Genomic DNA, 20,924 nt, shown 5'->3' on the forward strand with positions numbered 1-20,924 from the left:
AGGTCATCGCCAGGCTCTTATACCCAAAACCCCCAGCCCCAAAAGGCTGGGGGTTTTGCTTTTGCGGCGCCAGATTGGCATTTTCGTGACGAAAACGCTTATGATCTGCGTGCCATGCCCTCTGACAAAGAAGACCTCGCTTGCGCCGAGGCAACCCCCTGGTATCTCTACCTGCTCGAATGCGAAGGCAATTCGATCTACACGGGGATTACCACCGACGTCCAGCGCCGCTATGCCCAGCACCTTGCCGGTATTGGTGCCAAATACACGCGGTCCCGCAAACCCAGGCGCCTGCTTGGATGGCTTCGCTACGACAACAAATCGGAAGCGTTGAAGGCCGAGCTGGCCACCAAGCGCATGTCGGCCGTGCAAAAGCGCGCGTTTTGTGCGGTGCTCGAAACGGAAGACAAAGCATAAAAGCAAAAACGCCGGCAAATTTGCCGGCGTTTTTGTTTGTGATCGCAGCAGTAGCCAAATTTAGACCACCGTCAGCGTCACCTCGATGTTGCCGCGCGTGGCGTTCGAATAGGGGCAGACCTGGTGAGCCGCTTCCACCAGCTTCTGGGCTGCTTCTTTATCCATGCCCGGCAGCGAGATCTTCAGATCGGCCTGGATACCAAAGCCCTGCGGAATCTGGCCGATGCCGACGGCGCCTTCGATCTTGGCGTCCGGCGAGACCGTGATCTTCTGCTGGCTGGCCACGAAACGGATCGCACCCAGGAAACATGCCGAATAGCCAGCCGCGAACAGCTGCTCGGGATTCAGGCCATCCCCTTTGCCGCCCATTTCCTTGGGTACGGCCAGCTTCACGTCCAGTTGATTATCGGACGTCACGGCGCGGCCATCGCGGCCACCGGTTGCGGATGCGTGGGCGGTGTACAGGACTTTCTCGAGTTTCATTTGCATTCTCCTAGCGATGCCCGCTCGGGGGCGTTTCAAAATCATGCCGAAATCGGCAAATCAATCCTCGGACCGTGCATTGTCCAGCGTGGTCCGCATCTCATGCAGGCGCGCCGTCAATGTCTGGATCTCTTCGATCGAGCACTGCGTCGCGCACAACATCTTTTCCGGGATACCTTCCGCCGATGCGCGCAGGCGCCGGCCGGCATCCGTCAGGCTGACCAGCACGCGTCGCTCATCCTCTTCATCGCGTGCCCGTGTCACCAACCCGGCAACCTCGAGCCGCTTGAGCAGCGGGGTCAGTGTCCCGGAGTCCAGCGTCAGCCGTTCCCCCAGTGCCGATACCGTCAGCTTGTCCGTCTCCCATAACACCAGCATGACCAGATACTGCGGATAAGTGAGTCCAAGCTCACCCAGAATTGGCTTGTAGATCTTGGTCATTGCCAGCGACGTGGAGTACAGCGCGAAGCAGAGCTGTTGATCCAGCCGAAGCCAGTCATCGGTAGCGGAAGAGTTCGTTGCGTCAGCCATGGCTCTATCTTATACACAATTAAATTGTGTGCAAGATAAATTTTCTATCGTGACTATTGAGGATAGGTGACGCGGGCGAGATAGGTCGGAACTTTAAGTCTGGTTTAAGGATGGCTGCTTAGGATGCTTCCATCGCGCCGCAACTCCTGCGTCCGCGCAAGAAGCCAAACCAGAGAGGAAAGACCATGATTCGCCAGACTTTTGCCCGCTCCGCCGTCGGTGTCGCCGCGCTCGTTGCGCTGGCCGGCGGTTATGCCTATCTCCAGAAGGATGCCATCACCCCCGGCTACGCCGCGCCGACGCCCGTCACGACTTCGGCCTCCGGCGCGCCCGTCGCCGTCGCCACGCCGGCCGACTTCTCGGGCATCGTCGACCAGTACGGCCCCGCCGTGGTGAACATCAGCGTCACCGCGCGCGCCCAACGGACCTCTGCGCAGGCGCCGCAGGGTATCGATCCCGACGATCCGCTGTTCCAGTTCTTCAAGCGCTTCGGCCCGCAGTTCCAGGGTCCGCAGAGCAGCCAGCCGCAATTGGTGCGCGGACTGGGCTCCGGCTTCATCGTCAGTTCCGATGGGCTGATTCTCACCAATGCTCACGTGGTAGACAACGCCACGGAAGTCACCGTCAAACTGACCGATCGTCGCGAATTCAAGGCCAAGGTGCTCGGCGCAGATCCGCAGACCGACATCGCCGTGATTCGCATCGATGCGAAGAACCTGCCCACGGTGCGACTTGGCGATCCGTCGAAGATCCGCGTCGGCGAGCCCGTGCTGGCCATCGGCTCGCCCTATGGTTTCGAGAACACGGTCACTGCCGGCATCGTCAGCGCCAAGTCCCGCTCGCTGCCAGATGACACCTATGTGCCGTTCATCCAGACCGATGTGGCGGTGAATCCCGGTAACTCCGGCGGCCCGCTGTTCAACCAACGGGGCGAAGTGATCGGCATCAACTCGCAGATCTATAGCCAGACCGGTGGCTACCAGGGGCTGTCGTTCGCGATTCCGATCAACGTGGCGACGAAGGTGCAGGAGCAACTGGTGGCGCATGGCAAGGTCACGCGCGGCCGCCTCGGCATCTCGGTGCAGGAGGTCAACCAGGCGCTGGCGCAGTCCTTCAACCTGCCCAAGCCGGCCGGCGCGCTGGTCAATTCGATCGAGCCGGACAGCCCCGCCGCCCGCTCCGGCCTGAAGCCGGGTGACGTGATCGTGCAGTTGGGCGACGATGTCATTGACCATTCGGGCGATCTGCCGGAGCACGTCGCCGACATGAAGCCCGGCACGCAGACCCAGCTCAAGGTTATCCGCAAGGGCGAGCCGCTGACGCTGACCGTCAAGGTGGGCACGGCCCAGGAAGGTGCCGTGGCGCAGAAGGCGAATGGTGGCGAAACCGGCGGCAAGCTCGGCCTCGCGGTGCGCCCGCTTACGCCGGCTGAGAAGCGGGACAGCGGCATCGATGGCGGGTTGGTGGTGGAAGACGTGGCCGGTCCGGCCGCGCGCGTGGGCATTCAGCCGGGCGATGTCATCCTGTCGCTGAACGGCACGCCGATCAGTTCGGCGGAGCAGTTGCGGGCGCTTGTGTCGAAGTCCGGCAAGCAGGTTGCGCTGCTCGTGCAACGTGACGATGCCCGGATTTTCATCCCCCTGGACCTCGGTTAACGGGGTCCGGAAAACCGGGTTTACGGTGCCCGGTTTACGTATACAGGCCGTATACCGTAAACCGGTATACGGCCCGCAAACCCTTGCCAGAGGCCGAATTCAGGGCGATAAAACATCCCAAAAACGTGTTTGAGCAGGTATGATCTCGACTGCGATGCATGAAGCGAGTGGCGGCCATGGCCACCACGTCTGGTTCTTGCTGAATCGACAGAACAAGGAAGTCTATGCAGTTGGATTTCACCCGCGCCCCCATCTCGCCGGGTACCGACCGAACGCGGCGCCTGACGCCTGCCACCACCAAGCCGACGACCCCGCGTCGCCGCAAAAAGGAAGCCGCTCCGCACTGGGAGCGCGGCTACCGTTCTCATTTCTACCGCAACGAACGTGGCGACAAGCTCGGCGAGGTCCATCTCTCCGATCGCGGCGAACTCCCCGTGGTCTACCGCTGGGCGGCCGGCAACTACTCCGGCGCCGAGGGCTCCCTGGCCCATGCGCGTGCCCGCGTGGAAGAAACCATCGGCTTCGGCATGCGCCAGCTGTCGCTGTTCTGACGGGCGGACACCTCTCCCGCCCCTAGTCGTATCCTCACCGCGCCGTCCACAGTCTGGGCGCTAGTCCAGCCGACGCTGCGCGAACATGCCGATGGCCGCCACCAGCGCGAGCACGGCAATCAATCGATAGAGATCCTCGCAGGCAATTAGCCGCGCCTGTTGGTCGACGATCGTCGCCAATTGCGCCAGCGCGCCCGCGTGCGCCTGCCCCGCATCAAAGCCGCGCGCCATCAGCGCCTTCTGTGCCGACTCCATCCACTGCGCCGTCTCGGCGGGGCGTTGCCCGATGGCATGGGTCAGGCTGGTATGCACCGCGAACTGCCGGTTTTGCAGCAGCACCGCCCCCAGCGCTGACGCAAACGAGCCGGCAATCTGCCGCATCAGGTTCTTGCTGCGGTAGCCGTGGGCGAAGTCGTCGTCGTCGGCCAGCGAGCGGAACGTCAGCCCGGCAATCGGGATGATGACCATCACGCCGAACAGCCCCTTGCCCACCAGCCCGGGCAGCAGCGCCACCGGCCCGACATCGGGCGGCATCATCGAAAACCACGTCATCGCGCCCGCCATCAGCAGCAGGCCCGCCACCATGACCGGCTTCTTGTGCTTGAGGTGCCGCGCTACGCGCAGATAGCACCAGATGCCGGCCAGGCTGATCGTGGCGGCCAGCGTATTGAGCCAGCCCGTGGTGGCCAGCGGGAACCGGAGCGCCTGTTCGGCGTAGATCGGGAAGACGTAGCCGCTCAGGTTGCTGATCATGTAGTAGACGAAATACATGGCCAGCCCAGTCAGGTAGACGGGGTGGCGCAGCGCGCGCAGCCGCAGCACCGGCGTGGCGTGGTGCCACTGGTGCCACAGGAAGCCGGCCAGCAGTGCCAGGGCAAGCGCGGCGACCACGGCCACGCGGGCGGGATGCGAGAACAGGTCGAAGCGCGCTTCGGTCAGGGACGCCTGGAGTGCCACGATGGCCACGCCGAACAGCAGCAACGGGCCGAGCGCCGGGCCGCCCACATCGGCGCGCGGCTCGGCATCGGGCAGTAGCAACCAGGCGCCGAGCGTGGCCAGCGCCGCGAACGGCAGCACGCCGTAGAACACATCCTGCCAGACACCGCGCTCGACCAGCTCCGCCGCGAACGCCGGCCCCAGCGCCGACGCGCCGAAGATCCCCAGCATGAAGATGCGTGTGGCGCGCGGCCGGTCAGCCGGGCCGAACATCAGATTCACGAGAATCCGGCAACTGGTGAACAGCGCGCCGCCGCCCACGCCTTGCACGAAGCGGGCGGCCACCATCTGGGTCAAGCCGGTGCTGGTGGCCGCGCCGAGCGTGCCAGCCATGAACAGCAGCAACGACCCCGTGAGGTAGTAGCGATAGCCGAAGCGCTGCGCCAGCCATTGCTGCTTGAGAATCATCAGCATGCTGCCCACGGCATAGGCCGCCTGCACCAGCGCAAAGCTGCGCGGGTCCGCATCGATGCCGCCGACGATATGGCTCGACGCGAACACGAACATGATGTTCTCGAGGAACTCCACGCCAGTGGCCAGTGCGAGCAGCATCATCAGCAACGTCTGGCGCTGGGGGCGGCTCAACAGCCGACTCAACATACCGGGCCAGCGAGGGCCGGCGCGCTCGCCTTGGGGGGCGGGCAGGTTCACGACCGCTGCGCGTCGAGCGCCGCGAGATTCTGGTGCAGCTGCGCGAGGTCGCGTGTGACATCGGCCAGCCGATCCTTGCCCAGCGGCGCCCAGGCCTCGCCATAGGCGGCATGTACGGCGGGCGCGGCGCGATCCAGCAGCGCCCGGCCTTCCGCCGTCAGCGTCAGTTCCAGGCTGCGCCGATCCTGCGTCGAGGTCTTGCGCTGCACGAGCCCGCGCGCCTCCAGGCCGTCGATCAGACGCGTCATCTGGGTGCGCGTGGCGTCGATGGCGACGCCAAGCTCCGACGGCATGGTCGGCTGTCCGCCATCGGCGAGCAGCAGGCTCATGATCAGGTATTGGCCCATGTCCAGCGCGTGCGGAGCCAGCGCGCGCTCGATGTGATGTCGGAGCAATCTGGCGGAGCGCAGCAGGAGGCGGGAGGCGAGCATCAGGTCGTGCGGCGCGTCCGGGTATTCCGCGCAGAACCGGGCAATGCGCTGTTCGAAAGGCATTTGTTACATTCGATATAGTTACAGACGTAACTATATGACCGAGGTGCGGGAATGGCAACCGGCCGATGCGCGTGATGGTTAGCGCACTTGTCGCCGTACGAGTATCAGCGCCTTGCGCATGCGCGCCATCGCCTGCAGCCGGCCCGCAGCATCCGGCGTGCCGTAGCGCAGCGCGATGTAGTCGCGCGTGAACGCCTGCAAGGCGGTGGCGGCGCCTGGCAATGCCTCGGCGGCGCGCAGTGCGAAATCGGCGGGCCCTTCCGATGCCCCGCGCGCGCAACCATGGCGCGCCAGCAGTGCGCAGAAGCGGGCATAGAGCGCCTGGAGTGGATCGAGCCGGCGTTGCCGCAGCCAGAGCGGCAACAGTGCGACAAGACTCAGCGTTGCCAGCCCGCCCGCCAGCAGCGCCGGCAGTTGGCCATCCATGCCAAGTTTCTGCAGCAGCCGGCCCTGCTGCGCGCGGTCATACTGGAGCACCCAGCGCTGCCACGTATAGGTCAGTCCGTCGAGGCCCAGGCGCAGGTCCCGCAGCCATGCCGGCCCGCGCAATGCACGCAGCGCCTCGGCTTCGTCGCCGCTCAGGGCGGCGTCCACGCCTTCTTCCACACGGCTCGGCGCCACGGCGCTGGTCGGGTCCACGCGCACCCATCCGCGCCCGGCGATCCACACCTCGGCCCAGGCGTGAGCATCCGATTGCCGGATGATGTAGTGCCGGCCCAGCGGGTTGTACTCGCCGCCCTGATAGCCCATCACGGCGCGCGCGGGCACGCCGGCGGCGCGCATCAGGAACACGAAGCTGCTGGCGTAGTGCTCGCAGAAGCCACGGCGGGTGTCGAACAGGAAGCTGTCCACCTGCTGCTTGCCCAGCGGCGGCGGGGAGAGCGTGTAGGCGAAGGGCGCACCGGCGAAGAGCCGCAGTGCGGCCTGCACGCGCCGCCAAGGGTCGGGATACTGCGCCATCCAGCTGCCAGCGAGTTCGCGGCTGCGCGGATTGCCTTCCGGCAACGCGAGCGACAGCGCCAGCGTGCGCCGCGACAGTGGTTGTGGCGTGCCCGCCAGCGTTGAGTGGCCCCGGTAGCGCAGCGGCCGGTCCACCGGCGCGCGGGTGAAGAATTCGTCGTCGGCGGAGACGCGGGCGTCGAGGCTGCCGGACACCGCGAGGCCCCGGTCGAGCAGGTACAGCCAAGCCTGCTGGTTCGGCTCCAGCGTGACGTTGTACGCGCGCACACCAGCGGGCAGTGGCGGGTCGTCGCCTTCATCGCGCAGCCCGTTGGCCGGGCGCATGGGCCGCATCGACCCCTCGGCGGGCCGCCACGCCACCCCGTCATAGTTCCAGAGCACCAGCGCGCGCCAGTACAGCGCGCTGGCGGGCAGCGGATCCCCGACGATATCGGCGCGGAACGCCACCTCGGGCGAGCGGATCAGTTCGCCGACGCTGCCGGGTTTCATCGTGTCTGAAATGCCGGTCCGGCCCACGGGCTCGGACTGCGGCAGCCGCCACAGCGGATGGTCGAGTCGCGGAAACAGCACGAACAGGAACAGCGCCCACGGCAGGCCGATCAGCGCCATGCGGCCAAGCAGCGGCCAGATCGCCAGCCGCCCGCGCGCTTCCGGATGATGCAGCAGCAGCCAGTTGCGCAGGATCCATGCGCCAATCGCCATGCTGTAGATCGCCAGCCAGAACGGCTGATCGGCGAGGTAGAGCGTCAGCAGCAGGTAGAACGACAGTTGCGTGACCAGCGTGGCATCGGACAGCGCCCGGGTTTCCAGCAGCTTGAGGATGACGAACGCGCCCAGCAGCGCCACGCAGAGTTCGCGCCCGAGGCTGCCGCCCGACTGCCACACGAGCGCGGCGGCGGTCACCAGTACCAGCACGGCCGATACGCCGAGCATCAGCTTCGATGGCAGCGGTGCGCGCTGGCGCCAGAGCAGCCAGCGCCAGGCCAGCAGCACCAGCAGCAGCAGGCTGACCGACACCGGCAGCGAGCGCGCCTGCGGCGCCAGCACCAGCGCGAGCTGGCCCATCAGCATGCCGTGTTCCTGATGCCCGAGCGGGCGAACTTCGTGCCGCGTCATGACGCGCGCCGCTCCGGCCACACGGCCAGCGCTTCCAGGCAGGCGCGGCGATGGGCGGCACCCTGGGCGGGCGGCAATGCCACGCCGGGCAGGCGCAGGCCGATCTCGATCTCGTCGCCGGCGGCCAGCACCCACGCGCACAGCCGGGACAACCGGGCCTCCGTATCCATGCCCGGTGGCAGCGCGTCCCAGTCGATCCAGCAGCCGGGCAGGCGCGGCGTGGACCCGGTGCGGCTCAGCATCCGGCCCGTGCGGGCGCTGTGCTTCCAGGCGATGCGGTGCAGCGGGTCGCCAGTGCGATAGCGGCGCAACTGGTCGATGCCATCGTCAGACGCAACGGACAGCGTGCCGTCCTCGGCGTCGTCCGGGCGGGCCACTTGCGGCAGCGGCGGGGCGTTCGGCTCGGGCGCCGGATAGACGAAAGCCACCAGCGACAAGTCCGCGTAGCTCCACACGCGGAACAGGCCGAAAGGAAAGCGGCTGGAGAACGTGACGCGTGGCAGCTTCAGGCGCCCGCGCGCGGTGGCCGGCACGCGCAGCGCCAAGGTGCCCCGGCTGTCGCCATCGAGGGTCAGCGTGGCCACCTCGGATTGGGGCGTGCGGGCCTCCAGGCCGATGCGGGCCGCTGGGTCGGCGTTGTCCACGTTCAGCGCAAAGACTGCCACATCGCCCACGAAGGCCGGAGAGGCGGCACCCGTGGACACCGCCAGTTCCAGCAGATTGCGATAGGCCATCCACATGCACGCCATGCCGATGCCGGCGAGCAGGAACGTAAGCGCGAAGCCGAGGCTGATGTTGTAGTTCAGCGAGGTCAGCAGCATCGCCACGAGCAGGACGCCAAAGCCGGCTCCGCTGCGCGTGGGCAGGATATAGAGATGGCGCCGATCGAACGTCACCACGCCATTGACCGGCCCATGCTGGCGGTGCAGCCAGGCGGTCAGCGGACGGTGCGCGGTGGCGGAGGCTTGCCGCATGGCGGGCCGGAAATCAGGGAATGGCGACGTTGGACAGCAGGCGGTCGAGCACCCCGGCGCCCTGGCCCACGCCATGGCCGGACGGCAGCAGGCGGTGCCCTGCCACTGCCGCGAATACGGCCTGCACGTCCTCGGGGACCACCAGTTCGCGCTGTTCCAGCAACGCCCAGGCCCGCGCGCAGGCCAGCAGCGCCAGTCCCGCTCGCGGCGACAGTCCGGCAACGAAGCCCGGTTCCGCACGCGTGGCCTGCACCATCGCCAGCACGTAGTCCACCAGCGCGGGACTCGCGTAGACCTTGGCGGCGGCGGCCTGCAGCGCCATCACCTGCTCGGCGTCCATCACGGCAACCGGACGTTGGTCGGCGGCGCCGCCGAGGTACAGCACGCGTTCGAAGGCCGGATCGGGGTAGCCGAGCGAGATCCGCATCGTGAAGCGGTCGAGTTGCGACTCGGGCAGCGCATGCGTGCCGATCTGCTCGAGCGGGTTTTGCGTGGCGATGACGAAGAACGGCGCGGGCAGCGCATGCGTGGTGCCGTCGTGCGTCACCTGCCGCTCGGCCATGGCCTCCAGCAGCGCGCTCTGGGTTTTCGGCGGGGCGCGGTTGATCTCGTCGGCGAGCACCAGCTGGGCGAAGATCGGGCCGCGATGGAAGCGGAACTCGCTGGCCTCGCGCAGGAAGACCGATACGCCAACCAGATCCGCCGGCAGCAAATCGCTCGTGAATTGCACCCGCTGGTATTGCAGGCCCAGCGTCTGCGCCAGCGCATGCGCGAGCGTGGTCTTGCCCACGCCGGGTACGTCTTCGAGCAGCAGGTGGCCGCCGGCCAGCATGCAGGCCAGGGCAAGGCGCACCTGGCGCGGCTTGCCCAGTAGGATGCGGCCTAGCTGGGTTTGCGCCTCGGCGAGCGAGGCAACGATCCTGGGTCGGGCGGTCACGAGTTGCCTCCGGTGACGTGGCTGCAGGTGCAGAGTGCGGCCATTGTAGCGGCGTAGGGGTCGCATCGGACAGTGGGTTGCCGCACGCATTCGGGGCGACAAATGTCCTGTTGTCTCACGCGAAATGGGCGGTATCGCCCGCCAGCCCGCGCCGGATCTCGCCGCTTCTGGCATCATCGATCTGTTGGCGCCTTGCCACTTTCAGATTGGTCTCATCCCTCCCCGATGACTGCCTCGCAACACCGCGCCTCCGGCGCCCCGGTTTCCCTCGATTTCGACTCCTCCGCGCCCCTGGCCGACCAGGCCGGTCTGGCCAGCCTGGCGCGTGAATTCCACGCGGGTGGCTACATCGTGCTGCGCCGCTTTGCCAGCGAGGCCATGTGCGCCGCGCTGGAGGACATGACCCGCAAACATCTGGCCGCCGCCGTGCCGCCGGTGGAGTTCGAGGCCGATCTCGGCTATCCCGGCGCGCCCGCCTCGCGCCAGGCCGAAGGGGGCGGCACGGTGCGCCGGCTGCGCCAGGCCTATGGCCGCGACGAGGTATTCCGCCGCTGGGCCAGTGATCCGCACGTGGTGGCCACGGTAGAGGCGCTGCTGGGCGAGCCCGCCCGCCTGACCCTGGCGCACCACAACTGCGTGATGACCAAGCATCCGCACTTTGGCAGCCAGACCGGCTGGCATCGCGATACGCGCTACTGGTCGTTCGTGAAGCCCGAACTGGTGACGGTTTGGCTGGCGTTGGGCGATGAAGACGAGCGAAACGGCGTCTTGCGTGTGATTCCGGGCTCGCATCAGGCCAAGCTGGCGCCGGAACAGCTCGATCCGGCCGAATTCCTCATTGAGGCGCATCCCAACAGCCAGAGCCTGCTGAAAGGGGCGATGCCGCTGACCCTGCATCGGGGCGATGTGCTGATGTTCGACAGCCGGCTGTTCCACGCGGCGGGCCGGAATGACGCCGAGACGGTCAAGCTGTCGGTAGCGTTCGCTTACTTCGGGGCGAGCAACCGGCCGCTGGCCGGCACGCGGTCAGCCGAGTTCGGCAGTGTGGAGTTGCCGCCGGCCGCCTTGTAAGCGCGCTGCGTCCCAGAAGCACAAAAGCCGCCATGCATGGCGGCTTTTTCATTGGCGCGATATCCAGCGGGTGGCGTGCGTCAGGCGGCGTTGCCGCGGGTCGTGCCCGAACGGAACAGGGCAAACAGATCGGCCAGACGGACAGGCAGCAGCGGGGTGGCGTGCCGAACCGCGTCGCGGCGGGCAAAGTGCTTGCGGAGTTGCTCGCCGACCGGACGGCCGAGGTACGAAGCATCCGGGTATTGCATGATGGTCATTCCCTATTGTGGTTAACAACGGCCTACAGTATACACCGCGATGGTGCGGCGCGCCATTTGCTGGTGCGGACGGGGAATGCCCATGCGCGGACGCCCGCGCGAGGGCGGGCCTCGGTGCACCGGAATGTGGCCGGATGTAGCCGGAATGCAGCCGGATGTGGCTTGAGGGTCAGGCGGAAGGGATTACGTGCCCTGTTGGGACGCCTCGCCCGGCTCGCTTGCCGGGGCGCCGTTCATGTTTTCGACAGCTTTTGCCGCACTGAACACATGGCGCGTGGCCAGCAGCGCGGCCAGGTCGGCATCGCCGGCAATCACGGCCTGGAGAATCTGGGCGTGCTCGTCCCAGTTCACCCGCGCGCGGCTCAGGTTGGCCGGCGCGAACAGCAGCCCCGTGCGTTCGCGCAGCGAACGCATCATGTCCTGCAGCACGCTGTTGGCGGCGATATTGCCGAGCAGTTCGTGGAACCTGGAGTTCAGTTCGACGAAGCGCTCGGTCTGGCCGCTGTTCACGGCGTCGTTGCCTTCCTTGAGAACCTTCTCGATTTCCAGGATCAGTGCGGGGTCGCGGCGTTGCGCGGCGAGCTTGGCGTTGAGACCTTCGAGCGTGGCGCGCACCTCGACCATCTCGCGGGCGATATTGGGCGACAGGCGCGCCACCGACGCCCCGCGCCGGGGCTCGATCTTGACCAGTCCTTCTGCCGCCAGCGCGCGCAGCGCCTCGCGCACCGGAATGCGGGACACGCCCAGCTCCTGCGACAGCGTGTTCTCCACCAACCGCTCGCCGGGGTCGTACTGGCCGCCGAGGATGCGCTGCCGCAACGTATCGGTCACAAGCGCGAAAAGCGGGGAATGCTGGGCGCCCAGGCTGGCAGCCGGGGTGTCCGGATTCGGGCTGAAGGCACTGGTGGTGGCGTCGTTCATGGTCGGGATCGGCCGTGGAAATCGTGGATCGCGCAAGAAACTTGAGCGTTGAAGCGTCGGCCCATTGGGATGCATGGGACCGGCGTGAATGCCACTATTGTATACCGTCAACCTTTGCGACCAGACATTCCACTACATCGTCGGATGCTGGAAAGTGAACCCGTCGGCATACAGGAACGGTACCTGCGCGCCGAGTCCGGTGAACAGCTGTTTCGCATCGCGGATCATGTTGGGCGAGCCGCAGAGATAAATCGCATGTTCGGACAGGTCGCCCAGGTCCGCCGCCACGGCTTCGTGCACATAGCCGCGCCGGCCCTGCCAGTCGGCGTCCGCGCGGGACAGCACCGGCACGTACTGGAAATCGTAGAGCCGCTCGCCCCAGGCGCGGATCTCGTCGTCCAGGTAGAGGTCCGATGCGGACCGCATGCCCCAGTAGAGCCACACCGGCGGGCAGTCCGGGTCGTCCATCAGGGACTCCAGCATGCTCTTGATGGGCGCGATGCCGGTGCCCGTGGCCACCATCAGCAGTGGGCGGTAATCCTCCTTGCGCAGCGCGAAGTTGCCGAGCGGCACTTCCACATCGAGCCGGTCGCCCGGTTGCAGGCGTGGCAGCTGCCCCGCCGTGAAGCGGCCGCCGGCAATGCGGCGCACGTGGAAGTCCACCTCGTTGCCGCGCGGGGCGGATGCCATCGAGAAACTGCGATGGCTTCCGTCGTCTAGCAGAATCTTCATGTACTGGCCCGGCGCGAAGGCCAGCGGCGTGTCGTCGGGCAGGGCCATGCGCAGGTGCAGCACGTCGGCCGCGAGCGGCGTCACCGCCTGCACGATGGCCGACGCGCGGCGTGCCGGCACGGCCGGCGCCATGGCGCGCGCGGTGCTGATGACGAGGTCGGCCGTGGGCCGGGCCTGGCAGGCCAGGGCGAAGCCGGCGGCGTCCTCGTCCTCGGTCAGTCCCATCGGAAATTCTTCATAACTGACCGATCCTTCCACCACGCGCACGCGGCAGGTGCCGCAACCGCCGAAGGTGCATTCATGGGCCAGGCTGACGCCCGTGCGCAGCGCGGCATCCAGCACGGACTCGCCGGGCTGCGCCGTGAACGACTGCTGCGTCTCGGCAATCTCGATGCGATAGAGGGGATGGGTTCCGTGGGACATGACCGCGCTCCTGCTTACTTTTTGATGTCGGCCTGCGCCAGCACGGTCAGGTCTTCGGCGGCCAGCAGGTCGCGCAGCGCCTCCAGCGCGGCCACGCCGCAGGCGGTGTCCTGTTCGCCGTTGCCACCGGACAGGCCCACGCCGCCAACCACCTCGCCGTTGACCACCACCGGGTAGCCGCCCACGAACACCGCGAACTTGCCTTCGAAGCTCCACTGGATGCCGAACGCCTCGTTGCCGGGCAGCGCCGGGCCGTTGGGCGCCGTGTTGAACAGGTGCGTGGAGCGCTTGTGGCCGGCCGCCGTGAACGCCTTGTTCCAGGCGATCTGCGGGCCGGTGATGCGGGCGCCGTCCATGCGCTCGAGCAGCAGCGGGTAGCCGCCTTCGTCGACGATGCAGATGGACTCCAGTACACCGATTTCCTCGGCCTTCTTCACCGCCGCCGCCACCATGTGGCGGGCTTCCCGCAATTCGAGCTTGATTGCCTTTTTCATCGTGAAATCCTTAATAACCGGGGCTGACGGCTTAGCAGCCGCGATAGATGGTCTTGATCTGGGTGTAGAACTCGAGCCCCGCGCGGCCCGACTCCCGGAACGTAGAGGTGCTCGAGCGCTTCAGCCCGCCGAACGGCGCATTGACGAGGTTGCCGGTGGTGGTGCGGTTGATCTTCACCGTTCCGGACTCGATGTCGTGCGCAAAATCGTGCATGTAGCGCGGATTGCGCGTGGCGATGGCGGCGGACAGGCCGTACTCGGAGTCATTGGCCACGGCGATGGCCTCGGCGTAGCTGCCCACTTCCAGGATGGCGAGCACCGGGCCGAAGATCTCCTCGCGGGCGATGCGCATGGTCGGCGTGACATCGGTGAACACTGCCGGCGAGACGTAGTAACCGTGCGAGAAATCGCCCTCCGTCAGCGCTTCGCCACCACACAGCAACGTGGCTTCGGACTTGCCGGCGGCGATGTAGCCCAGCACGGTCTCCAGCTGCTTGCGCGTGGCCAGCGGGCCAAGATCCATGCCGGCCGCCATGCCACTGCCGATCTTCAGCGTCTTGACCTTGGCCACGAGCTTGTCCGTGAACGCCTGCTTCACCTCGCGCATGACGAGGATGCGGCTGGTGCCGGTGCACGCCTGCCCGGACAGCGACAGTCCGCCCTTGATGGCCAGGTCCACGGCCTTGTCGAGGTCGGCATCCTCCATCACGATAAGAGGATTCTTACCGCCCAGCTCCATCTGCGTGCGCGTGGTCATCGGCACGGACTTGTGGATCTGCTCGCCCGCCGCCGTGGAGCCGGTGAACGACACCGCCCGCACCGCGCGCGATTCGACGATGGTCGGGCCGACCTCGGCGGCGCTGCCGGTCAGGAAGTTGAGCACGCCCTTCGGAATGCCCGCCTTGACGAAGGCTTCGGCCAGCCGGTAGCCCGAGAGCGGCGCATCCGACGAGGGCTTGAAGACCACCGTGTTGCCGGTGATCAGCGCCGGCGCGATCTTGCGGGCCGGAATCGACACCGGGAAGTTCCACGGCGAGATCACCGTCACCACACCCAGCGGCTCGCGCTGGCTGTAGACCAGCATGTCCGGGTCATCGTTAGGATACGTCTCACCGCCGTAGGTCTGTCCCTCCACGGCGTAGAAGCGCAGCGTCTGGGCAGAGCGCATGACTTCGTCGCGCGCCAGGGACAGCGCCTTGCCTTCCTCGCGGGTCAGCTCGGCGGCGATGGCGTCGGCGTTGGCTTCCAGATGCGCGGCGGCATCGTTGAGAATTTTCGCGCGCTTGCCGATCGGGGTTGTCTTCCAGGTGCCGAAGGCGGCCGAGGCGGCGGCCACGGCGGCGGCGGCATCACGCGCGTCCGAGGCGGCGTGCCGGCTCACGATGTCGCGCGTGTCGGCGGGGTTGAGGTTGTCGGTGGTGCGGCCGCTGGCGCTTTCGCACCATTCGCCGTCGATGTAGTTGCGGTACGTCTCGGTCATGACTGTGGCCTTTGCGAACGGGGGCGGGGCGCCCGGCCTTGCCCGAGGGAGCAGGCCGGGGCAGATGCAGGGGCCGCTCAGGCGGCCACGGTCTCGCGCGTGCCGTCCACGTAGTCGTAATAGAGCGCGGTGGTGTAGAGCAGTCGCATCTGGGCGCCAATCTCGCAGATCTTCAGGCAACGCTGCTGCAACTCCGGCGTATTGGCGTGCTCGAGCACAATCTGGTAGCCGCGTTCGCCGTGGATCTCGTCGGAGACGATGTGCAGGTCGAAGAATTCGACTTCCTCATCGGTGAAGCCGTACTTCTCGCGCAGCGTGGGGGTCTGCTTGCGGTAGATCGACGGCACCTGCGACTCCAGGCCCACGACCAGGCCGGCCACGGCCACCACCGGGTCTTCGCGCATGGCCACGGCGTAGCACCAGCTTTGCAGGCCGCGCGTGGTCGGCGACATGTTGTCCGCATCTACCACGCGCTCGCGGGTGGTGCCGCAGGCTTCGGCAAAGCGGATCAGCAGGTCGGTATGGCGGTCGCCGCCGATTTCTTCCTCGTACATATTGGCCAGCAGGAAGTCCTTGGCCTCGGTCATGTGGTCCGGCGTGCGCGCATAGATATAGGCGAGGTAGTCCGCGAACGGGCCCACATAGTGATAGTGGTTCTCGGCCCAGCGGGCGAGGTGGTCGCGCGAGAGCGTGCCGCCAGCCCATGCCTTGCTGAAGGGCGCCTGGTTGGCGCTCTTGCCCTTGATTGCGTTCTCGAGGGCGGCGCGGAAATCTTCACGGTTCATCAGTTCGGCCATTTGGGGGCTCCTGTTTTGACGAGGGGTGGTTCAGGGGTGGTTGTGAGCCGCGACGTGAGAGACGTCTTATCTGCGGCGGGTTTGAATCGGAATGCTGTTTGTATACTTTCTGCAATCGGATCTGGGCGAATTTGGACGATAAAGGGCCTGCCGGGCGCAGGCGCCTCAGCCTTTCCCAGCCTCTGCTTCGGTAATCCGTCGATAGGCCATGCCGGCCAGGGCGATGTCCTCCAGGCCGACGCCGACCGACTTGTAGATCACGATGTCGTCGGCATGACGGCGCACTGGCTTGCCCAGCAGGACATCGGCCAGTTCCACGATCTTGCTGTCGGGCAGCACCGCCTTGTCGGCCAGCACCAGGTCGCCCGCCTCGCGCAGCGACTGCGGGCGCCACTCCACCACCACGGTGGCGGCGCGGGCCAGGGCGGTGTCGTCGAGTTCGCGGGTGTGGGGCAGGCTGGAGCCGATGGCGGCGATAAAGGTGCCCGGCTGGATCAGCTCGCCCGAGAACAGCGGCGTGGTCGAGCGCGAGGCGGTGACGATGATGTCGGCCTGCGCGGCGGCCACGGCCGGATCGGCAAAGGTCACGGGGATGCCGCACTGCGCGGCGAGCTGGTCGGGCAGCCCCGCATCGGCATAGGGGTCCACCACCAGCACGCGGCGCAGCGGCAGCGCTGCGGACAATTGCGCCGCATGCTGCACGCCCTGCGTGCCGGCGCCGAACAACGCGAGCGTGGCGCTCTCCGGCCGGGCCAGCCGCTGCGCCGCCAGTACCGTGCAGGCCGCCGTGCGCAGCCGCGTGATCGCGCCCGCATCGAATGAAGCCAGCGGGCGGCCGTCAACGGTTGAAAACAGCAGGATGACAAATGAGAACTGTCCTGCGATCGTCGTATATACCTTGGCCCCCGCCACCTCCTGCTCCGGAATCACCGCGCCAAGCGTGGAAAGCTTCACGCCGCCCGCCTCCGTCCGGATCCGTTCCTGCATCGCGGCCGCGCCGCGTCCAAAACTCTGGAAGGCCGCCAGCATCGCCTGCTGGGCGTCCTGGGCTGTCACGTGTCGGTCGATCCGTTCGTCGGTGATATGGAGCATGGTCGATGGGGGCTCAAGGATGTGCGTGGCTCATTTCGGTATACAGTCTACACATGACCGAAAAAATTGCTAGCGCTGTTGCACCGATATTTTTCTGGGGCGCGCCTTCCAGGGTGGTGCGTGATGCGCTGAAACCGTGCACTGACGCGGCTTTCCGCACCGCATTGGGGGATTACCCCAAGCCATGCAGGTTTCGCTTGTTCGGAAGCATCAACGGGATATAGTATACAAATTAGATCGACGCACAGCGCTGCATGCGCGCAGCCAAGAGGTCGACGGCAGGTTTTATTTCATCCGCCCCCACAAGGGCCCCAAGATCAGGATCAGGGGAGCCTCATGCAACAAACCGTAGAAATCGGCCTGGCACACTGGGTGTATCTGCTAGGTGTCGCAGTCATCGTCTTGACGATGATCCTGCGGGCCAACGTTGTCGTGCCGTCCATCGTCGGCACCTTCCTCGTGATCCTCGCCATCACGGGCAACCCGGTCAGCGCGCTGGGGGGCATCTTCTCGGCCAGCCTCGTCGCGGCCAAGGAACTGTTCAATATCTTCCTGGTGATCGCCTTCATGACGGCGCTGCTCAATGCGCTGAAATCGTTGCGATCCGATATCCGCATGGTGGAGCCGTTCCGCCTCGTCATGAAGAACGGGCACAGCGCCTACTTCATTCTGGCCGGCATCACCTATGTGATTTCGCTGTTTTTCTGGCCCACGCCGGCGGTGCCGCTGGTGTCGGCCATCCTGCTGCCCGCGGCCATCGCCGCCGGGCTGCCGCCGCTGGCCGGCGCCATGGCCATCGCCATCGCGGGGCAGGGCATGGCGCTGTCGTCGGACTACGTGATCGGCGTGGCGCCGGGCATCAGCGCCAAGGCGGCGGGCGCGGCGGTCAGCGCTGCCGTGGTGGCGGACCGGGCGCTGATCCTGTCGATCATCACCGGCACCATCGCGCTGACGCTGGCCTATCTGTCGATGCGCCGCCACATCGTGCCGGCCAACGGCGCGCTGCTGGACCGCTGGCAGGCCCGTGCCACGGGCGTGGACACGGCCATGGAAGCCACCGGCACCTTCGATAAGGCGGAGATTGCGCGCGGCACGCAGCACCCGGAACCGCTCGCAACGGACGCCAATATCGAACAGAGCCTGGCGATGGTGGCCAAGCGCCGCATCAAGTGGTCGAAGTTCTTTGCGGTGCTCACGCCGGTAGCCTTTGTCTGCGTGGTGTCGTTGATGGTGCTGCCCAAGCTGGCCGCCGGCATGCCCGACCTCAAGGGCGGCGCGGCAGCGGCGCTGGTGGGCGGCGTGGCTGCGCTGCTGATGATGCTGGCCACGCTGGCCGCCGAAGGGCCGCGCAAGATGCTCGACGTCTGCCCGGAGCACATCACCGATGGCTTCGTGTTCGCGTTCAAGGCGATGGGCTCGGTGCTGCCGATTGCCGGCTTTTTCTTCGTGGGGGCCGGCGAGACCGCCGCGCAGATCCTGGGCGTGGACGCCGGCAAGGCGCCCAGCCTGCTGTTCGAGCTGATCCAGGCCTACCAGCACATGATTCCGGACAACCACGTGTTCGTGGCGTTCGGCGTGCTGCTGGTGGGCATGATCACCGGCATCGACGGCTCCGGCTTCGCCGGCCTGCCGCTCACCGGCACGCTGGCCGGCGCGCTGGGCCCGGTGGTGGGTTTCGACTCCGCCACGCTGGCAGCAGTTGGCCAGATGGGCGCGGTCTGGACCGGCGGCGGCACGCTGATCGCCTGGTCCTCCCTGATCGCCGTGGCCGGTTTTGCGCGCGTGCCGGTGCTCGATGCGGTGCGGGCGCTGCTGCTGCCCGTGCTGGCAGGGCTGTTCGTCTCCACGATCTGCGCGATGCTGCTCTGGCACTGACGCCGGACGCTTCCTTTTTTCGATTTCAGCGAAGTCATCAACATGCCGAAAGTCGTCTTTCACAAGCACGGGCAGGTTTTCGTGGACGAGGTCAAGCCCGAGACCAACCTCGTCGTCCGCGCCGGCATCAAGCAGTTTCCGTATCCGAACCTGCGCTACGAATGTGGCATGGGCAAGTGCTCCAAGTGCGCATGCCGGGTGCTGGCCGGCGCCGAGCATCTGCCGCCGCCGAACTGGAAGGAGAAGAAGCAGCTGGGCGAGCGCATCGACCAGGGCTTCCGGCTCGCCTGCCAGATCTGGCTCACGCATGACATCGAGCTGGAGCAGGAGGAACTGCAGCCAGAGACCCCGGCACAAGAGACTCAGGCCAAGACTCAGGCCAAGACCCCGGCCCAGACCTCATGTTCGTGATCCTGACCAGCAAGCCGGGCCAGTTCCGCACCGAGCCCGTGCCCGGCGTGGAGCCGGTGGAAACCTACGAGTACCTGTTCTATGGCCGCCCAAAGGCGATCTTCGTGATCGCCACGCTGCACGGGGCGGTGAAAGTGCCCGTGATCGACGAAACCGGCGGCCCGGACGCGCCGCCGGTGGTCAACCACGTGCCATCGAAATTCCTCGAGCGCTTCGACACGCTCGACGCTGCCCGGGCCGCGCTGCAGGCGCTGGCGCACTTCGGCAGCATGGACCTCTCTTTAAGGAAACAATGATGCGGGCAGATATCGAGACGGCTGCCGCCGACACCACCGGGGACACGGGAAGCGGGAGCGGTAGCCCCGCGCCCGTGGCGCCAATATCGGCGCCGGAAATCCGCAAGGTGGAAATCGAATTCGTGACCAATGCCGGCAAGACGGTTACCGCGCCCGCCAACAGCAACCTGCTGCGCGTATCGCTGCGCGAGCAGGGCGGCATTCCGTTCAAGTGTGGCGGCGGGCTGTGCGGCACCTGCAAGTGCCACATCGATCGCGGGCTGGAGCATACGGACGCGGTCAAGCCCAAGGAGCGCAGGCATCTGAGCGATGACGACCTGCGCGCCGGCTTCCGCATGGCCTGCCAGACCTTCGTCAACGGCGATATCGCGGTGTCCTGGGAACCGAAGGCGCGGGTCTGAGCCCGTCGTTCTTCGACGCAGGCGCGCCTAGGTCCGCAGGCCGACCAGCCCGGAAATCTTTTCGGAGGCCTCCAGCAGCGGCGGCAGGAATCGATCCGACATCTCCTGCGCGCTGGTGCGGTTGGCCTGCCCGCTGATATTGATGGCGGCGATGATTTGCCCGGCGCGGTTGCGGATGGGCGCGGCCAGCGAGACCAGCCCTTCCTCCAGTTCCTGATCGTTCTGCGCCCAGCCGCGCGTGCGGATGTCGGCAATCAGCGCCTTCAGCTGGTCGATGTCGGTCACGGTGCGGCGCGTGCGCGCTTCCAGCGCGGTGTCGCGCAGCACGCGGTCGAGCGTGTCGTCATCGAGCCCCGACAGCAGCACGCGCCCCATCGACGAGCAATAGGCCGGCAGCCGGCTGCCGATGGACAGGTTGATCGTCATGATCTTGCGCGCCGGCACGCGCAGCACGTAGACGATCTCGGTGCCGTCGAGCACGGAAATCGAGCAGCTTTCATGCACCGACTGCGAAAGCGCCTCCATGATCGGCTCGGCCAGGTTCCAGAACGGCATCGAGGTCAGGTAGGCGAAGCCGAGATCGAGGATCTTGGGCGTCAGGCGGAACTGGCGGCCATCGGCCTGCACATAGCCCAGCCCCACCAGCGTGAGCAGGATACGCCGCGCGCCGGCCCGCGTGAGGCCGCTGGCCTGGGCGATCTCGGTCAGCGTCTGGGTTGGGTGGCGGGCGTCGAACGCGCGGATCACGGACAGCCCGCGTGCGAAGGACTGCACATAGCTGTCGCTCGGCTTCTCTGCGGACGGTGCGCCCGGCGTGCGGGAGGTTTCGGAATCGGCAGGGCTCGCCATTGCGGAATGGGCTCGAAATTGGCTCGGAAAGGCCGAAAGGGTAGTGGAAATGCGCCCAAA

Annotated in this window: 23 protein-coding genes; 8 read left to right on the forward strand and 15 right to left on the reverse strand. The window is 66.6% G+C overall.

The window, feature by feature from the left end:
* Positions 1 to 114 precede the first annotated feature (114 nt).
* Positions 115 to 417 (forward strand): GIY-YIG nuclease family protein, encoded by a 303-nt coding sequence (locus tag SB751_RS06875; RefSeq protein ID WP_144199725.1) that lies wholly within the window; start codon positions 115 to 117, stop codon positions 415 to 417.
* Between the two features lie 60 nt (positions 418 to 477).
* Here SB751_RS06875 and SB751_RS06880 read toward each other — a convergent pair whose 3' ends face one another.
* The gene (locus SB751_RS06880) at positions 478 to 900 is read right to left on the reverse strand and encodes an organic hydroperoxide resistance protein (RefSeq protein ID WP_092296121.1); all 423 of its coding nucleotides are present in this window, start codon (positions 898 to 900) and stop codon (positions 478 to 480) included.
* A gap of 60 nt (positions 901 to 960) precedes the next feature.
* The gene (locus SB751_RS06885; protein ID WP_144199727.1) at positions 961 to 1,431 is read right to left on the reverse strand and encodes a MarR family winged helix-turn-helix transcriptional regulator; all 471 of its coding nucleotides are present in this window, start codon (positions 1,429 to 1,431) and stop codon (positions 961 to 963) included.
* Between the two features lie 185 nt (positions 1,432 to 1,616).
* Between SB751_RS06885 and SB751_RS06890 the strand changes: the two genes are divergently transcribed.
* Both SB751_RS06890 and SB751_RS06895 read left to right on the forward strand, forming a co-directional pair.
* Positions 1,617 to 3,086, forward strand: coding sequence for a DegQ family serine endoprotease (locus SB751_RS06890; protein ID WP_410747885.1), 1,470 nt, complete (start codon positions 1,617 to 1,619; stop codon positions 3,084 to 3,086).
* Between the two features lie 224 nt (positions 3,087 to 3,310).
* Positions 3,311 to 3,637 carry a hypothetical protein gene (locus tag SB751_RS06895; protein ID WP_144199731.1) on the forward strand — a complete coding sequence of 109 codons (327 nt, stop codon included), beginning with the start codon at positions 3,311 to 3,313 and terminating at the stop codon, positions 3,635 to 3,637.
* Positions 3,638 to 3,697: 60 nt separating this feature from the next.
* Here the strand turns inward: SB751_RS06895 and SB751_RS06900 are convergent, their stop codons facing one another.
* From SB751_RS06900 to SB751_RS06920, 5 genes are all read right to left on the reverse strand, one after another.
* Positions 3,698 to 5,233: an MFS transporter gene (locus SB751_RS06900; protein WP_144199733.1), complete on the reverse strand. Its 1,536-nt coding sequence runs from the start codon at positions 5,231 to 5,233 to the stop codon at positions 3,698 to 3,700.
* A gap of 47 nt (positions 5,234 to 5,280) precedes the next feature.
* Positions 5,281 to 5,778, reverse strand: a complete 498-nt coding sequence (locus tag SB751_RS06905) for a MarR family winged helix-turn-helix transcriptional regulator (RefSeq protein ID WP_410747886.1) — start codon at positions 5,776 to 5,778, stop codon at positions 5,281 to 5,283.
* Positions 5,779 to 5,856: 78 nt separating this feature from the next.
* Complete coding sequence (locus SB751_RS06910) at positions 5,857 to 7,854, reverse strand: DUF3488 and DUF4129 domain-containing transglutaminase family protein (RefSeq protein ID WP_410747887.1); 1,998 nt, start codon at positions 7,852 to 7,854, stop codon at positions 5,857 to 5,859.
* Complete coding sequence (locus SB751_RS06915) at positions 7,851 to 8,828, reverse strand: DUF58 domain-containing protein (RefSeq protein ID WP_144199739.1); 978 nt, start codon at positions 8,826 to 8,828, stop codon at positions 7,851 to 7,853. The genes SB751_RS06910 and SB751_RS06915 overlap by 4 nt, the downstream gene beginning before the upstream one ends.
* Before the next feature lie 13 nt (positions 8,829 to 8,841).
* Positions 8,842 to 9,765, reverse strand: a complete 924-nt coding sequence (locus SB751_RS06920; protein WP_410747888.1) for an AAA family ATPase — start codon at positions 9,763 to 9,765, stop codon at positions 8,842 to 8,844.
* Between the two features lie 225 nt (positions 9,766 to 9,990).
* On the opposite strand from SB751_RS06920, the gene SB751_RS06925 reads away from it, so the two are divergent.
* A complete protein-coding gene (locus SB751_RS06925; RefSeq protein ID WP_144199743.1) occupies positions 9,991 to 10,836 on the forward strand; it encodes a phytanoyl-CoA dioxygenase family protein in 846 nt (281 codons plus the stop codon).
* An 80-nt stretch (positions 10,837 to 10,916) separates the two neighbouring features.
* On the opposite strand, the gene SB751_RS06930 is transcribed toward SB751_RS06925, so the two are convergent.
* The 7 genes from SB751_RS06930 to SB751_RS06960 all read right to left on the reverse strand — a co-directional run bounded on the left by SB751_RS06930 (position 10,917) and on the right by SB751_RS06960 (position 17,032).
* Positions 10,917 to 11,093 carry a hypothetical protein gene (locus SB751_RS06930; RefSeq protein ID WP_186296906.1) on the reverse strand — a complete coding sequence of 59 codons (177 nt, stop codon included), beginning with the start codon at positions 11,091 to 11,093 and terminating at the stop codon, positions 10,917 to 10,919.
* Between the two features lie 183 nt (positions 11,094 to 11,276).
* Complete coding sequence (locus tag SB751_RS06935) at positions 11,277 to 12,014, reverse strand: GntR family transcriptional regulator (protein WP_144199745.1); 738 nt, start codon at positions 12,012 to 12,014, stop codon at positions 11,277 to 11,279.
* 132 nt (positions 12,015 to 12,146) lie between these two features.
* Entirely contained in the window at positions 12,147 to 13,169 is a 1,023-nt protein-coding gene (locus SB751_RS06940; RefSeq protein ID WP_211944041.1) for a 2Fe-2S iron-sulfur cluster-binding protein, read from the reverse strand.
* A gap of 14 nt (positions 13,170 to 13,183) precedes the next feature.
* Positions 13,184 to 13,663 (reverse strand): GlcG/HbpS family heme-binding protein, encoded by a 480-nt coding sequence (locus tag SB751_RS06945; protein ID WP_211944042.1) that lies wholly within the window; start codon positions 13,661 to 13,663, stop codon positions 13,184 to 13,186.
* A gap of 31 nt (positions 13,664 to 13,694) precedes the next feature.
* Positions 13,695 to 15,143, reverse strand: coding sequence for an aldehyde dehydrogenase family protein (locus SB751_RS06950; protein WP_250025724.1), 1,449 nt, complete (start codon positions 15,141 to 15,143; stop codon positions 13,695 to 13,697).
* Between the two features lie 77 nt (positions 15,144 to 15,220).
* Positions 15,221 to 15,940 (reverse strand): TenA family transcriptional regulator, encoded by a 720-nt coding sequence (locus SB751_RS06955; RefSeq protein ID WP_144199753.1) that lies wholly within the window; start codon positions 15,938 to 15,940, stop codon positions 15,221 to 15,223.
* Between the two features lie 165 nt (positions 15,941 to 16,105).
* The gene (locus SB751_RS06960) at positions 16,106 to 17,032 is read right to left on the reverse strand and encodes an ornithine cyclodeaminase family protein (RefSeq protein ID WP_211944044.1); all 927 of its coding nucleotides are present in this window, start codon (positions 17,030 to 17,032) and stop codon (positions 16,106 to 16,108) included.
* Between the two features lie 336 nt (positions 17,033 to 17,368).
* Between SB751_RS06960 and SB751_RS06965 the strand changes: the two genes are divergently transcribed.
* The 4 genes from SB751_RS06965 to SB751_RS06980 all read left to right on the forward strand — a co-directional run bounded on the left by SB751_RS06965 (position 17,369) and on the right by SB751_RS06980 (position 20,015).
* Positions 17,369 to 18,907, forward strand: coding sequence for a hypothetical protein (locus SB751_RS06965; RefSeq protein ID WP_144199757.1), 1,539 nt, complete (start codon positions 17,369 to 17,371; stop codon positions 18,905 to 18,907).
* Between the two features lie 42 nt (positions 18,908 to 18,949).
* On the forward strand, positions 18,950 to 19,318 hold the full coding sequence (locus SB751_RS06970; protein ID WP_244845052.1) for a 2Fe-2S iron-sulfur cluster-binding protein: 369 nt from the start codon (positions 18,950 to 18,952) through the stop codon (positions 19,316 to 19,318).
* Complete coding sequence (locus SB751_RS06975) at positions 19,309 to 19,614, forward strand: ferredoxin (RefSeq protein WP_144199759.1); 306 nt, start codon at positions 19,309 to 19,311, stop codon at positions 19,612 to 19,614. Before SB751_RS06970 ends, SB751_RS06975 begins: the two co-directional genes overlap by 10 nt.
* A gap of 98 nt (positions 19,615 to 19,712) precedes the next feature.
* Positions 19,713 to 20,015 (forward strand): 2Fe-2S iron-sulfur cluster-binding protein, encoded by a 303-nt coding sequence (locus tag SB751_RS06980; RefSeq protein WP_244845057.1) that lies wholly within the window; start codon positions 19,713 to 19,715, stop codon positions 20,013 to 20,015.
* Between the two features lie 27 nt (positions 20,016 to 20,042).
* On the opposite strand, the gene SB751_RS06985 is transcribed toward SB751_RS06980, so the two are convergent.
* Positions 20,043 to 20,864, reverse strand: coding sequence for an IclR family transcriptional regulator (locus SB751_RS06985; protein ID WP_144199761.1), 822 nt, complete (start codon positions 20,862 to 20,864; stop codon positions 20,043 to 20,045).
* Positions 20,865 to 20,924 lie beyond the last annotated feature (60 nt).

Origin of the sequence: Cupriavidus sp. SIMBA_020 (assembly GCF_046535395.1) — a bacterium.
Classification (GTDB): domain Bacteria; phylum Pseudomonadota; class Gammaproteobacteria; order Burkholderiales; family Burkholderiaceae; genus Cupriavidus; species Cupriavidus campinensis.

Excerpts from the sequence above, each read along its gene's own strand:
- SB751_RS06895 (WP_144199731.1), top strand. The coding sequence starts at position 3,311 with ATGCAGTTGGATTTCACCCGCGCCCCCATCTCGCCGGGTACCGACCGA.
- SB751_RS06880 (WP_092296121.1), bottom strand. The coding sequence starts at position 900 with ATGAAACTCGAGAAAGTCCTGTACACCGCCCACGCATCCGCAACCGGT.
- SB751_RS06965 (WP_144199757.1), top strand. The coding sequence starts at position 17,369 with ATGCAACAAACCGTAGAAATCGGCCTGGCACACTGGGTGTATCTGCTA.
- SB751_RS06975 (WP_144199759.1), top strand. The coding sequence starts at position 19,309 with ATGTTCGTGATCCTGACCAGCAAGCCGGGCCAGTTCCGCACCGAGCCC.
- SB751_RS06890 (WP_410747885.1), top strand. The coding sequence starts at position 1,617 with ATGATTCGCCAGACTTTTGCCCGCTCCGCCGTCGGTGTCGCCGCGCTC.
- SB751_RS06885 (WP_144199727.1), bottom strand. The coding sequence starts at position 1,431 with ATGGCTGACGCAACGAACTCTTCCGCTACCGATGACTGGCTTCGGCTG.
- SB751_RS06875 (WP_144199725.1), top strand. The coding sequence starts at position 115 with ATGCCCTCTGACAAAGAAGACCTCGCTTGCGCCGAGGCAACCCCCTGG.
- SB751_RS06900 (WP_144199733.1), bottom strand. The coding sequence starts at position 5,233 with ATGTTGAGTCGGCTGTTGAGCCGCCCCCAGCGCCAGACGTTGCTGATG.
- SB751_RS06905 (WP_410747886.1), bottom strand. The coding sequence starts at position 5,778 with ATGCCTTTCGAACAGCGCATTGCCCGGTTCTGCGCGGAATACCCGGAC.
- SB751_RS06925 (WP_144199743.1), top strand. The coding sequence starts at position 9,991 with ATGACTGCCTCGCAACACCGCGCCTCCGGCGCCCCGGTTTCCCTCGAT.
- SB751_RS06945 (WP_211944042.1), bottom strand. The coding sequence starts at position 13,663 with ATGAAAAAGGCAATCAAGCTCGAATTGCGGGAAGCCCGCCACATGGTG.
- SB751_RS06930 (WP_186296906.1), bottom strand. The coding sequence starts at position 11,093 with ATGACCATCATGCAATACCCGGATGCTTCGTACCTCGGCCGTCCGGTC.
- SB751_RS06950 (WP_250025724.1), bottom strand. The coding sequence starts at position 15,143 with ATGACCGAGACGTACCGCAACTACATCGACGGCGAATGGTGCGAAAGC.
- SB751_RS06955 (WP_144199753.1), bottom strand. The coding sequence starts at position 15,940 with ATGGCCGAACTGATGAACCGTGAAGATTTCCGCGCCGCCCTCGAGAAC.
- SB751_RS06985 (WP_144199761.1), bottom strand. The coding sequence starts at position 20,864 with ATGGCGAGCCCTGCCGATTCCGAAACCTCCCGCACGCCGGGCGCACCG.
- SB751_RS06915 (WP_144199739.1), bottom strand. The coding sequence starts at position 8,828 with ATGCGGCAAGCCTCCGCCACCGCGCACCGTCCGCTGACCGCCTGGCTG.
- SB751_RS06940 (WP_211944041.1), bottom strand. The coding sequence starts at position 13,169 with ATGTCCCACGGAACCCATCCCCTCTATCGCATCGAGATTGCCGAGACG.
- SB751_RS06935 (WP_144199745.1), bottom strand. The coding sequence starts at position 12,014 with ATGAACGACGCCACCACCAGTGCCTTCAGCCCGAATCCGGACACCCCG.
- SB751_RS06910 (WP_410747887.1), bottom strand. The coding sequence starts at position 7,854 with ATGACGCGGCACGAAGTTCGCCCGCTCGGGCATCAGGAACACGGCATG.
- SB751_RS06970 (WP_244845052.1), top strand. The coding sequence starts at position 18,950 with ATGCCGAAAGTCGTCTTTCACAAGCACGGGCAGGTTTTCGTGGACGAG.
- SB751_RS06960 (WP_211944044.1), bottom strand. The coding sequence starts at position 17,032 with ATGCTCCATATCACCGACGAACGGATCGACCGACACGTGACAGCCCAG.